At 56.5% G+C, this 12,683-nt stretch carries 7 protein-coding genes and 2 pseudogenes; 4 read left to right on the forward strand and 5 right to left on the reverse strand.

What is annotated here, in order from left to right; all coding sequences use genetic code 11:
* Positions 1-21: 21 nt before the first annotated feature.
* Together ACEPLT_RS10600 and ACEPLT_RS10605 are read right to left on the reverse strand one after the other, a co-directional pair.
* The gene (locus tag ACEPLT_RS10600; RefSeq protein WP_008502308.1) at positions 22-1,674 is read right to left on the reverse strand and encodes an MFS transporter; all 1,653 of its coding nucleotides are present in this window, start codon (positions 1,672-1,674) and stop codon (positions 22-24) included.
* A 158-nt stretch (positions 1,675-1,832) separates the two neighbouring features.
* A pseudogene (locus ACEPLT_RS10605) lies at positions 1,833-3,151 on the reverse strand (MFS transporter).
* Positions 3,152-3,478: 327 nt separating this feature from the next.
* On the opposite strand from ACEPLT_RS10605, the gene ACEPLT_RS10610 reads away from it, so the two are divergent.
* Positions 3,479-4,273: a YdcF family protein gene (locus ACEPLT_RS10610; RefSeq protein WP_232928936.1), complete on the forward strand. Its 795-nt coding sequence runs from the start codon at positions 3,479-3,481 to the stop codon at positions 4,271-4,273.
* 54 nt (positions 4,274-4,327) lie between these two features.
* Here ACEPLT_RS10610 and gap read toward each other — a convergent pair whose 3' ends face one another.
* Entirely contained in the window at positions 4,328-5,329 is a 1,002-nt protein-coding gene (gap, locus tag ACEPLT_RS10615) for a type I glyceraldehyde-3-phosphate dehydrogenase (RefSeq protein WP_023327422.1), read from the reverse strand.
* A gap of 189 nt (positions 5,330-5,518) precedes the next feature.
* Here gap and cybB point away from each other — a divergent pair, with 189 nt between their 5' ends.
* Positions 5,519-6,049 carry a cytochrome b561 gene (cybB, locus tag ACEPLT_RS10620; RefSeq protein WP_021242559.1) on the forward strand — a complete coding sequence of 177 codons (531 nt, stop codon included), beginning with the start codon at positions 5,519-5,521 and terminating at the stop codon, positions 6,047-6,049.
* Positions 6,050-6,147: 98 nt separating this feature from the next.
* On the opposite strand, the gene ACEPLT_RS10625 is transcribed toward cybB, so the two are convergent.
* Positions 6,148-7,215, reverse strand: coding sequence for an oxidoreductase (locus tag ACEPLT_RS10625; RefSeq protein ID WP_032674747.1), 1,068 nt, complete (start codon positions 7,213-7,215; stop codon positions 6,148-6,150).
* A 13-nt stretch (positions 7,216-7,228) separates the two neighbouring features.
* Positions 7,229-7,972, reverse strand: a complete 744-nt coding sequence (locus ACEPLT_RS10630; RefSeq protein WP_232928938.1) for a DeoR/GlpR family DNA-binding transcription regulator — start codon at positions 7,970-7,972, stop codon at positions 7,229-7,231.
* A gap of 738 nt (positions 7,973-8,710) precedes the next feature.
* On the opposite strand from ACEPLT_RS10630, the gene ACEPLT_RS10635 reads away from it, so the two are divergent.
* Together ACEPLT_RS10635 and ACEPLT_RS10640 are read left to right on the forward strand one after the other, a co-directional pair.
* Complete coding sequence (locus tag ACEPLT_RS10635) at positions 8,711-10,048, forward strand: TolC family outer membrane protein (RefSeq protein WP_031275257.1); 1,338 nt, start codon at positions 8,711-8,713, stop codon at positions 10,046-10,048.
* Between the two features lie 121 nt (positions 10,049-10,169).
* A pseudogene (locus ACEPLT_RS10640) lies at positions 10,170-12,680 on the forward strand (Ig-like domain-containing protein); the annotation flags it as partial.
* Between the last annotated feature and the right edge of the window lie 3 nt (positions 12,681-12,683).

Below are 12,683 nucleotides of genomic sequence, written 5' to 3' on the forward strand. Positions count from 1 at the left end.
AACTCTCCAGAACTCTTTCAATTATTTGTTGCCGGTGGCGTTCTTCAGCGCCAGACGGGCAGTGATGCGCAGGCGCAGCAAGCGCCATAAAATCCAGACCAGCGTGGCGGCAGCGATGCTCGCCGTCAGCAGATAAGTATCGTTATAAGCCAGTATATTCGCCTCCAGCGCGGTGACCGTTTGCAGCTGCGTTATCGCCTGTGTTCCCAGCAGCGCGCTGTCGCCAATCAGGCTTTTGTACATTTGGGTATAAAGCTGAATTCGCTCGTTGACCAGCGGGTTGAGCGTGGTGAGCTGGTCCGCCAGCAGGCTGGAGTGGTATTTCTCGCGCCAGGTCTGGAAGGTGCCGAGGATCGCGGAGCCCAGCAGGCCGCCGAGGTTCTGGCTCATGCCAAACATCACCGAGAAGCTGACCAGGTTACGCGGGTCGGCGATCACCCCGCCAATGGCGGCCAGCATAGCGGGTGCCAGGAAGAAGGCGCTGCCGAAGCCCAGCAGGAACTGGCTTACCATCAGCTGATCCGGACGGGTCAGGTTGTTGGACTGGCTGTCCAGCAGCGAGGCAACAATCATCAGCGCCAGAGACGTGATGATTGGCCACGCCAGTTTCGTCGGCTTGATGGTGAGACAGCTGGTGACAATCCCGCAGACGATCCCGGCGAAAATGGACCACGCAAGGTGCGTCATCTGCTCGTTCTGTAAGCCCACGTACTGCAGCCAGCCGATGACGCCGGTGTTTTGCTCTGCCAGCACGATACGGATCAGCAGCATAATCAGCCCCAGGCGGACGATGCTGCCGCTCGACAGCCAGCGGGTGTTCAGCAGCGGGTTGCTGCGGTTATGTTCAAAGACGATGGCTGCGACAATCAGCACCAGCGATAGCGCCAGCGACCAGCCGATCCACGGCGCTTCGAACCACCAGTCAAGGCGGCCCAGAGAGAGGACGGCACAGAGCAGGGCCATCCCGGGAGCCAGTAAAAAGAAGGTGATAAAGTCTTTTTTCTCAAAGACCTTGCGCCGGTCGCCCGGCGGTAATTTTAAGGCGATGACGCAGGCCAGGGAGATCAGCGCCAGTCCCAGCTCGAAGAAATAAAGCCCGCGCCACTCGTCCAGCTGCAGCAGCTCGGTTGAAAACAGGCGCGCCAGCGGGATGGCGAGTGATGAACCGGTGATGCCGATGGTCAGCGCCTTCAGGCGGTGCTTCGCAGGCCAGGCCTGGATCTGATAGTAAATCCCCAGCGAGCTAAGCGCGGCGGCCACCATGCCGTGCGCGGCGCGCACCATCAGCGCCGAGCTGAGATCGTTTACGAACAGATGGAAGAAGGTGACCAGCACGTACAGCACCAGAAAGCCTTCCGTAAAGGCGCGCAGGCCGTACTGCTGGCGGAATTTAACCAGCAGCAGGTTGATGGAGATGTTGGTCATCACATAAACCGCGGGCAGCCAGGCGATTTCGGTTGACCAGGCGCCGAAGGTCCCCTGCAAATTTTGCAGGTTGGCGGTCACCACCGCATTCCCCAGCGCTCCCGTCAGGCAGACCAGCAGGCCCACGACGCCATAGGCAATGCGTTTTGGCGTACTGTGTTCGGGCGTGGAGGGCGAACCCAGCAGGGCGGGTTTCTCATGTGGCTGCCACTCGCGAGGAGCATAAGGGTCGCGTTCGGGCAGGCGCATAACGTCGTTTACCTTAGAAATGATTGAATAATTAGCGGGCTAGCGATTCTACGACTCCCGCAAATGATAATTCAAGTGAATATGATTTACGCATGTTAATCAAATGGTGAAGGGAAATTTAAAGAAAAAGAGCGGCCCGCAGGACGGGCCGGGAAGGGTCAGAGACGTTCGGGCTGCGCCTGGATGAGAGTGGCGCGCTTAACGCGGCTGGCGCAGAAAATCGCGATTAAAGAAATGGTCACCGTGACGGCAAGATACCAGGCCACCGGCACCCAGTCGCCGTCGTATTTTGCCAGCAGGCCGGTGGCAATCAGCGGCGCGGTACCGCCAGCCAGCGCGGCACCCAGCTGATAGCCGAGCGTAATGCCGGTGTAGCGCACGTTTGCGCTAAAGATTTCAGAGCACAGCGTGCCGAGTACCGCCGTGACAGGGGCCCACAACACGCCAAAGGCGATGACCGTCGCGAGCACGATACCCCATGTGGTGCCGGTATTGAGCAGCATAAACCACGGTACGATAAACAGGCCCAGCACGAAGACGCTGATTGTGTACATGCGCTGACGGCCTACCTTATCGGAGAGTAGCCCCATTAGCGGGATCATAATGGTCGCCACCAGGGCTCCCAGCGTCACGGCTTCCAGCGCCTGCGATTTCTGATACATCAGCGTGCTGGTGGCATAGCTCACCACGAAGGTCGAGAAAATATAGAACGGCGCGGTTTCAACCACCTTCAGACCGGCGGCAATCAGCACTTCACGCCAGTGATGTTTCAGCGTATCGCGCAGCGGGGCCTTCGCTACCTGACCGGACGCTTTCACTTTCTGAAAATCGGGCGTTTCGTCAATATCTTTGCGGATCCACAGGCCGAGCAACACCAGCACCGAGCTCAGCAGGAACGGGATGCGCCAGCCCCAGGAGAGAAAATCCGCCTCGCTGAACAGGGTCATCAGCGACACGATAAAGGTTGCCATCAGCATGCCGATGGTGACGCCCGCCTGCGGAATACTGCCGAAGAAGCCTTTACGTTTTTCTGGCGCGTATTCATAGGCCAGCAGCAGCGCGCCGCCCCATTCACCGCCGATGCCCATCCCCTGAATGATGCGCATCAGGATCAGCAGCGCAGGCGCCCAGAGGCCAATCATCTCATACGTGGGCAGCAGGCCAATCATAACGGTTGCACCTCCCATCAAAGAGAGGGTCAGCACGAGGGTTTTTTACGTCCGATGCGGTCGCCGATGTGGGCGAAAAGTACCCCGCCGATGGGGCGAATAAAGAAGGTTAATGAGAAAGAGAGATAAGAGAGGATGAGTCCGATCACCGGATCGACCATCGGGAAAAAGATCTTATTGAAGACCAGCGCGGCCGCCGTACCGTAGAGAAAATAGTCAAACCATTCAATGGCGCTCCCGGTAAGGCTGGCGATTAACACCTTTTTATTTTTACGTAACACCGTCGTCGTACTTTCATGTTCTGTCATGACCTGAAACCCCGCCACGTTGATGATGAGAGAGGTGTCACCTGGCGCGCTTCAGGTGCAACCTGTGATAATAAAAAAGGTTGTGAAATTGTTAAGTAACTTAGGGTTGGATGTTGTCTTTGGCAAGCGCAGGGGGGATAAAACTGGTCAGATCACGGCGAAATAAGCAGCGTTGGGTGCTTTTTCATGACGCCTGCACAATACAATGTTTTGTAGGGCTGGAAATCAAAAGCATAATAGGCAGGTGCAACCCGATGATTTTTGGATGTTTCTGGTTATTTCAGAAAAATGATAAATTCGGCGCTTCAACAACGTGAGGAGATCACCATGGTTCAGCCCCATTTTCCCGTTCTGGCGGATGCCACGCTGGCGGCCTTCAATACTGTCGGTGAATGGCTGGCGCAGGACGACCTGAGCGCGACGAGTCCGCTCCCGGAAGTCGATGCGGTGATTCTGGCCGGAAACGCGGTGATCCCCACCATTGACGCGGCCTGCCGTATTGCCGCCCAGAGAGATGTACCGCTTCTGATCAGCGGCGGCATCGGCCATTCGACCCCCTTTTTATATACCGCCATTGGCAATCATCCGCGTTACCACACCGTACCGGTCACCGGGCGGGCCGAAGCGAGCATTCTTGCCGACATTGCGCGGGCGTTCTGGCAGATCCCCGAGGCGCGTCTGTGGGTTGAGGATCGCTCCACCAACTGCGGTGAAAACGCGCGCTTTAGCTGGAACATGCTGAAACAGCATCATCGAACGACCGGGCGGGTGCTGGTGGTGCAGGATCCGACGATGCAGCGCCGCACGATGGCGACGTTTGCCCGCGTGTGTCGTGATGAGCCCGATTCACCGCAGTGGGTCAGCCATCCGGGGTTTACGCCGACGCTGCAAAACGGTAACGAGGGCGTGGAATTCAGCGAGGGCCACACCGGACTGTGGCCCGTTGACCGTTACCTTTCACTGGTTATGGGGGAGCTGCCGCGCCTGTATGATGACGCCAACGGCTATGGCCCGGCCGGGCGGGATTATATTGCTCACGTTGAATTCCCTGAGGCCGTCACCGCCGCGTGGAAACAGCTACAGCAGGATCCTGTCCTGAAGGGCGCACGTAAAATAATTTAGGCACGGAACAATCCCCTCGCCCCATTGGGGAGAGGGTGAGGGGGGTGGGAAAAATCACAGCGCCGCAAACTTATCCAGTGTCCGCACCAGCTGCGTCACAAACCCATACTCGTTGTCATACCAGGCAACGGCTTTCACCAGCTGAAGGTCTCCCGCTTCTGACACCTCCGTCTGCGTGGCGTCAAACACCGAACCATAATGCGAGCCAATCACATCTGACGACACGATCTCTTCATCGGTATACCCGAAGGATTTATTGCCCTGAGTGGCCTTTTTCAGCGCGGCGTTAATCTCCTCAACGGTCACTTTCTTGCCCAGAATGGCCACCAGTTCGGTCACGGAGCCCGTTTTAACCGGCACACGCTGGGCGTGGCCTTTCAGTTTGCCGCTGAGCGCAGGGATCACCAGACCAATGGCTTTGGCGGCGCCGGTGGTGTGCGGAATGATATTCTCTGCCGCCGCCCGGGAGGCGCGAAGATCTTTCCCGCGCGGGCCATCCACCAGCGCCTGGGTACCGGTATAGGCATGAATGGTGGTCATGGTGCCCACCTTAATTTCAAACGCGTCGTTCAGGGCTTTTGCCAGCGGGGCGAGGCAGTTGGTGGTGCAGGAGGCGACGGAAATAATGGTATCACTGGCGTCAATGGTCTCGTCGTTCACGCTGTAGACGATGGTTTTCATGTCCCCCGCGGGCGCAGAGATCAGCACCTTCTTCGCGCCCGCGTCCAGGTGCGCCCGTGATTTCTCTTCAGACGTATAAAAGCCGGTGCACTCCACGACGATATCCACGCCCGCGGCTTTCCACGGAATGTGCTTTGCCTCTTTTTCGGCATAGACCGCGATGGTTTTACCGTCAACGATCAGCGCATCCTCGGTGAAATCCACGCTCCACGGGAAGCCACCGTAGTTGGAATCGTGCCTGAGCAGGTAGGCCAGCACTTTGGGAGAGGTGAGGTCGTTGATGGCGACGACGGTATTACTGTCCTGGGTTTCAAGAAGGCGGCGCAGAACAAGACGTCCGATGCGTCCAAATCCGTTAATGCCAATTTTACTCATGGTGTTCTCCTGTAAACGTGTCGATGTGACAGTTTGAACTCATCCAGGCTTAGACCATCACGGGCAGGGCGGCAATTGAAGATGCTTCATGCGGGAGGATGTATTTGAAAAACCATACAGAAAAGTTAATGAATTTTTAAGGAAAGGAGATTATGTTGGCGCGGTAACTGTTTTTAATCGAGAAATCACATGCGCACTAAATATACAAGCCTGCAAATCGGCATCCACTGGCTGGTGTTTCTATTAATCATCGTCGCCTACTGCGCCATGGAGTTCAGAGGTTTCTTCCCGCGCACCGCGCGCCCGACGATCAACATGATCCACGTCTCATGCGGGATCAGTATCCTGGTGCTGATGGTGACGCGTCTGCTGGTTCGCCTGAAATTCCGTGCACCACCGATTCAACCGAAGCCAAAAGCGATGGTGACGGGGATGTCTCATCTGGGGCATCTGGTGGTGTATCTGCTGTTTATTGCGCTGCCGCTGATTGGCATTGTGATGATGTATAACCGGGGCAGCGACTGGTTTGCTTTTGGACTGGCGATGCCGCATGCGGCGGAGTCCAATTTTGACCTGGTAGATATGCTGAAAGAGTGGCACGAGACGCTGGCAAATCTGGGCTATTTTGTGATTGGCCTGCACGCCGCGGCGGCGCTGATGCATCACTATTTCTGGAAAGATAATACCCTTCTGCGCATGATGCCGAAAAAGCGTTCGTAGTCTTTAACGCTTGCCGGGTGGCGGCTATGCCTTCCCCGGCCTACGATGCAATTCCAGAATCGTAGGCCGGGAGCGCTACGCGTCACCCGGCTTGTTTTTTAACCCAACAGAGCACGCTCTTCAGCCGTTAACGCCAGCGTCTGCGTTGACCCCGTTTCCGACGACGTCACTGCCGCTTCCAGCACGGCCATGACTGCCAGTGCCTCAACAGGGTGGACAGGATTGGCGATTTCCCCGCGTAGCGCATCACGCACGTTGATGTAGTACTGACGCTGATCGCCTTTCGGGGTAGGGATCGTCTGCGATGCGCCGTCAGCGCCAAAGAACACCATGCTGTCGCTGTCTTCGCCCCAGGCCTCACTGCCGGGGATCACCCCGGAGAGCAGCTGTGCTTCCTGCTGATCGATTCTGGCCTTCACCACGCTGCCCTTGTCCCCGTGGACGGCAAAGCGCGCCGTACCGCCCGCCACCAGCATGCTGGCGTGCAGAATCACCTTATGCTCCGGGTAGTTTAAGACCACGTGCGCCCAGTCGTTAATTTCTGCACCGTCGCGCAGCGTCGCGATATTCCCCTGAACCGACTGCGGCAGGCCAAAGAGCTGCAGCGTCTGGTCGATAAGATGAGGACCCAGGTCAAACCATAAGCCACTTCCGGGGACGTTCTGCTCGCGCCAGCGCACGCGCACTTCCGGGCGGAAGCGGTCAATATGTGACTCCAGATGTTTAATCTTGCCGAGCGTGCCCTGCTCAATAATCTGCTTAATGCCGAGGAAATCGCTGTCCCAGCGGCGGTTGTGGAAGACGGAGAGCAGACGCTGCTTTTCCTCCGCCAGCGCAATCAGGTCGCGGGCTTCCTGCAAGTCGAGGGTGAAAGGCTTATCCACCACGACATGCTTGCCGGCGTTCAGAGCCAGCGTCGCCAGCGGGGCGTGCGTGGCGTTGGGGGAGGCAATCACCACCAGGTCAACATCAGGATGCTGAATAGCCTCTTCAGGGGTGGCGACCACCTCTACGTCCGGCAGATCGCGTTTAACCTTCTCTTCATCACGAGAAGAGACCACGGCCAGCTTAAGCCCGTCCACAGACTGGATTAACGGGGCATGGAAGGTTTTGCCCACAAATCCATACCCGATCAGCGCAATGTTAATTGTTCGAACTGTACTCATGAACTTCTCCACGTTAATTCGCGCACACCGTGACCTGCAATGCGCCAGGGTCCCCAAGCTCAGGCCAGGGACGATCTAAAAAGAGTTGTTGAATGTTGGATAACCCGGAAACCAGATACGGCTCGCAGCGGTTGACTTTCAGGTGGTCGGCAACAATCCAGTGCGCATGGCTTGCGTCAAGCATCGCGCGCTTAACCTCGGCATCCGCTTCTTTACCGGCGCTCAAACCGAGTTCGGCATGAATGGCGCACGCCCCGAGGATGGCGATATCTGCCCGATAACGGGACAGCAACGACAACGTGGCGCTTCCGGCAAACAGGCGCTGCTGGTGGTCCCATTTCCCCCCGAGCAGGATCAGTTCAACGTCTTCCCGGTCGCTAAAATGCTGGGCGATATCCAGCGACGTGGTTATGACGGTGAGCGGCCCGCGAAGAAAGGAGGCGACAGCCATTACCGTGCTGCCCGCATCCAGAAACAGGGTAGAACCCGCAGGGACCTGCTGGGCGACCTGTTTTCCGAGGCGCTGTTTGGTTTCCGGCAGCAGCGTATTGCGGCCCTGACGGTTCATGGCGGAAAGATTCAGCGCGATGGCTCCGCCGTGGTTCTTCTGCGCCAGACCCTGGTTCTCCAGGTCGGTCAGATCCCGACGGATGGTATCGGCTGAAACCTGCAGCTTTTCTGCCAGTTTGGTGATGCTGGCCTGGCCTTGCTCGCTCAGGATATCCAGAACGTGGCGCTGTCGTGCAGTTTTGTGCATCGGTTACATTCCTGCAAAATATCGCAATAGTTTGCATAATACAGCATTTTAACGCAGAGAGAAGGGCAACGTGGTTTTGATGTCGCGGAGTGAGGTGATGATTCAGATGCGTGATTATTAAAATTTTATTAAACAGGTATAAGCAAGCCGTTTTGAATGTTAATCATAATGTTATTGTTATGTTTTATTTAACGGTTTGGATTATGTAACCAGTGCAACACCATTGTCTGGAGTTAAGTTTCGACAAAATAGATATTTATAGATATTAATTGCTTTAATTAGTTTTTAAATAGCGATAAATCCCAATTCATCCTGTTTGGCTACTTAAATTGACACTTCTTTGAAAATCTTTGTGTCTGACCCGCGCGGAAATTAACGCAAAAATGTGCAGGGAGCAAATTAAGAATTTTCCTTAAATAACAGACGGTTTATATGTTTCATCTGAAAGGTCATTTTAAGAGTTTTGTCCAGAAACCCCATCTTTTTTCTTAATTGTAACACCACATTAACATTGTGGGTGTAGTGGCCTATAACACATTTTGTTATGCTGCTAACCACTTTAGGAAATAAGTAAATTCTTAATTAAATAAGACGCAGGCAGATCTCATCTCCAGGGGGAAATGGGTATGGGGAGTTTTACCTAAAATTCGGCAAGGATGCTAAAAAAGATATTTGTCTAATTATCTATACCTCTTTTTGGGTAATTGCTTCAGTGTCACTCAGAGTCAGGGAGATAAAATGACGATATTACGAAAGCCAATGTTACGCCGATTTACAGCAGCGCTGGCATTCATTTCATTAGCCATAAATACGGCGTACGCCAATAGTAGTCAGGTGGGTATTGCCCCGGTTGCCAGGACAACCTTAAAAGAAAGTATTCTTTTTGCTATCGATCGCGATCCGTCTATTAGTCAGCAGGCCGCGCAGCTCGGTATTGGTCAGGCACAAATAGATGAAGCGCGCAGCGGCTGGATGCCGCAAATATCGCTGAACGGGAGCACGGGCCATAGCCAGACCACCGATTCCAGCGGGTCGCTGAAGAATTCAGCCGCCTGGGGACTGAGCCTGACGCAGCTGATCTATGATTTTGGCAAGACCAATAACAGCATCAGCCAGTCTTCCGCCCAGCGCGATAGCTATCGCTACCAGCTGATGAGCACGCTCTCTGACGTGGCGGAAAAAACGGCGCTGAGCTATGTCGAGGTCAAACGCTATGCCGATCTGCTGCAGGCAGCAAAGGAGAACGTTCAGGCCCTGAAAAATGTTGAGCAGCTGGCAAAGCTGCGCGCCGACGCGGGCGTGAGCTCGACCTCCGATGAGCTCCAGACCCGCACGCGTATTGCCGGTATGCAGGCAACGGTCGCGCAGTATCAGGCCGCCTTAAACAGCGCCCGCGCAAGGCTTGCGGTATTAACCGGCATGCAGGCAGAAAACTATTCGCCTGTACCCGCAAACCTCGCGGTTGAACCTGATTCGCTCAACCGCATTGATTATTCGCTGATACCGGCGGTCATGGCCGCGCAAAACATGGAGCGCTCTGCCCAGTATGGCGTGGAGACGGCGAAGTCCCAGCACTGGCCGACCCTCAGCCTGAAGGGCGGACGTACCCGTTACGAGTCTGACAACCGTTCGTACTGGGACGACCAGATCCAACTCAACATTGACGCACCGCTTTATCAGGGCGGTGCGGTCTCTGCACGCGTGCGGCAGGCTGAAGGCGCGCGGGCGATGGCCTCCTCTCAGGTCGATCAGGCGCGTTTCGACGTCCTGCAAAAAGCCTCCGTCGCGCAGGCGGACTGGACCGGCGCGCGGGGAAGAATGGAGGCCGGGAAACAGCAGCTGGAAAATGCGCTGCGCGCCCGTGATGTCTATAAAAATGAGTACACCCTGAGCAAGCGGAGCATTAACGATCTGCTCAGCGTTGAGCAGGATGTCTGGCAGGCCACCTCGGCGAAAATAATCGCTGAGTATGATGGCTGGAGTTCGGCAATTAATTATGCTTCCGCGGTTGATAATTTAATGCCGCTTATTGGAATAGAGAAAAGCGCTGCCGCAAAACTACCCGATTTGAGTTAAAAAAAGACGCGTATTGTCGCGCAAAATAAGTCTGAAAATAATGGGTGTTTTTTCCCAGGGATAGCTACATCCGTCTGGTGGACATATCCACAGGAATCCGCACACCTGCAAGGAGAGAAATATGAGTAACATAAAGGTTGTTGATGTCATCATTCGCAAAACGGCGGAGAAAACGAAATTAACCGGCGAAGGAAATTTGTCGGTCTCTATTTCCTCCCCGAGCGTGATTGAAATCCAGGGTTCTGCTCAGGATGTGGTGCGATATGTCCGCCAGGGTAAAGATCTCCTCATTTATATGAAAGATGGCAGCGTGATTCGCTGCAATAACTATTTTGTTGAAGATCCTGAGACGCACAACCAGTCAGAGCTGGTGTTCAACGATCGTCAGGAACTGACGCATATTTCTTTTGCCGATACCGGGGAAGCGTCAGGCGTTGCGGTGACCGAGCTAACCGCGCAGGCCACACCGATTAGCAGCATTCAACCTTTCCTGGAGCAGGGAAGCGTCTTAAGCGACGCCCCGTGGGGCTGGATTGCGGGAGCTGCATTAGGCGGCGGTGCCATCGGGGCGCTGCTGGCAAACGGCGGCGACGGCGAGACTAAAACAAAAGTTATTGATAATACGAAAGAGGTGGAAAGTGCCACGCCAACCTTCCTGCTGTCGGATAAAGCGGGCGACAAGCAGGGCGTGCTGACTGCAAACGCGATCACGGACGACAACACGCCAACCTTTAGCGGTACCGGCCAGCCGGGCGCGACCATCCAGATCAAAGACAGCAGCGGCAGCACCATCGCCAGCGCCATGGTCGGTAAAGAGGGCACCTGGACGGTAAAATTACCGACCCAGACGGACGGGGAACACACCTGGTCGGTGGTGCAGATCGACGGCAGTAAAACCACCGATGCGGGCAACATTACCGTAACGGTCTCGACCGCCGAGGCCGCCATTACGCTGGCTACCACGGCGGGCGACAACGTGCTTAACGCCAGCGAGCAATCCGCGGGCTTTACGCTCTCCGGTGCCAGCAAGAATCTGGCGCAGGGTACCGCACTCACCGTGACGCTGAACGGTAAAACCTATACGACGGAAGTGGGGGCTGACGGGACGTGGAGTGTTAACGTGCCCGCGGCTGACGCGCAGGCGCTGGGCGATGGCACCTGGACGGTCAACGTCAGCGGCAAAGACGCGGCGGGTAACACCGTGAGCGGCAGCCAGACAATCGGCGTGGATAGCGTCGCGCCAACCCTCTCTGTCGATACCCTCGCGCAGGACAACATCATTAATGCCGCCGAGCACAGCCAGCCGCTGACGCTGACCGGCAAAACGACTGCGGAAGCCGGTCAGATCGTCACGGTCACGCTGAACGGTAAAAACTACAACGCCACGGTGGGCAGCGACGGTACCTGGTCCGTCACGCTTGCTGCGGACGACGTGCAGGCGCTCAACGAGGGTAATCACACCCTGACGGTGAACGTCAGCGACAAAGCGGGCAACGGTTCGTCTGTCACCGCAGATTTCACGGTGGATACCACCGCGCCGGTGGTCACCATCGATACCGTGGCAGGCGACGACATACTGAACACCAGCGAACAGGGCCAGGCGCAGATTATTTCCGGGCAGACGAGCGGCGCGTCGGCAGGCGATGTGGTCACCGTGACCGTTGGCGGCCAGTCCTTCACCGGCGTGGTGCTGGCGGACGGCAGCTGGAGCGTGGGCGTTCCGGCACCCGTGCTGGGCGCGCTGGGTGAAGGCAACCACACGATTTCAGTATCCGTGACCGACGCGGCGGGCAACACCGGCAGCGCCACGCACGGCATTACGCTGAGCGGCAACCCGCCAGAATTTACGATTGACGCCATTAGCCAGGACAACGTGCTGAATGCCCAGGAGGCGATGCAGCCGCTGAGCCTGACCGGTACCAGCAACCTGCCTGACGGCAGCGCCATTACCGTGACGCTGAACAACGTCAGCTATCAGGCCACCGTTGAAAACGGCATCTGGGCGGTCCAGGTGCCGGTTTCCGACGTGCTGAATCTGGCGAACACCCTCTACACCGTCAGCGTCAGCGGCACTGACAGCGTGGGTAACAGCGGCTCTGCCGGGGCGACGCTGCTGGTGGATACCGTGCTGCCGCAGGTGATCATCAACACCTTTGCGGGCGACAACCTGGTCAATAACGCCGAAGCGGGTGTCGATCAAACCCTCAGCGGTCGCGTTACCGGCGCGGCGGCGGGCGATACCGTTTCTGTCACCGTGGGCGGCAAGAGCTACACCGCCACGGTGGGCAGCGATCTGACCTGGAGCGTGAAAATCCCGTCAGCGGATCTTAAGGCGTTCGGCGACGGCGATTTAACCTTCACCGCGTCGGTGACCAATTCGCACGGCAATACCGGTACCGGCGAGCGCGATATCAACATCAACGCACAGCTGCCGGGCCTGCGTGTGAACACCATTTCCGGCGATGACGTGATCAACGCCATCGAACAGCAGCAGGATCTGACCGTCACCGGCGCCAGCACCCACCTGGCCGCGGGCACGCCGATCGTCGTCACCATTAACAACGTCGAATATAACGCCGTGGTTACCGCCAGCGGCGGCTGGAGCATTGGCGTTCCTGCTGCGGACCTGCAGGCC

Source organism: Enterobacter sp. fkY84-1 (genome assembly GCF_052974705.1).

Coding starts and splice junctions, on each gene's coding strand:
- ACEPLT_RS10600 (WP_008502308.1), bottom strand. CDS start 1,674: ATGCGCCTGCCCGAACGCGACCCTTATGCTCCTCGCGAGTGGCAGCCA.
- ACEPLT_RS10610 (WP_232928936.1), top strand. CDS start 3,479: ATGGTTCAGCCCCATTTTCCCGTTCTGGCGGATGCCACGCTGGCGGCC.
- gap (WP_023327422.1), bottom strand. CDS start 5,329: ATGAGTAAAATTGGCATTAACGGATTTGGACGCATCGGACGTCTTGTT.
- cybB (WP_021242559.1), top strand. CDS start 5,519: ATGCGCACTAAATATACAAGCCTGCAAATCGGCATCCACTGGCTGGTG.
- ACEPLT_RS10625 (WP_032674747.1), bottom strand. CDS start 7,215: ATGAGTACAGTTCGAACAATTAACATTGCGCTGATCGGGTATGGATTT.
- ACEPLT_RS10630 (WP_232928938.1), bottom strand. CDS start 7,972: ATGCACAAAACTGCACGACAGCGCCACGTTCTGGATATCCTGAGCGAG.
- ACEPLT_RS10635 (WP_031275257.1), top strand. CDS start 8,711: ATGACGATATTACGAAAGCCAATGTTACGCCGATTTACAGCAGCGCTG.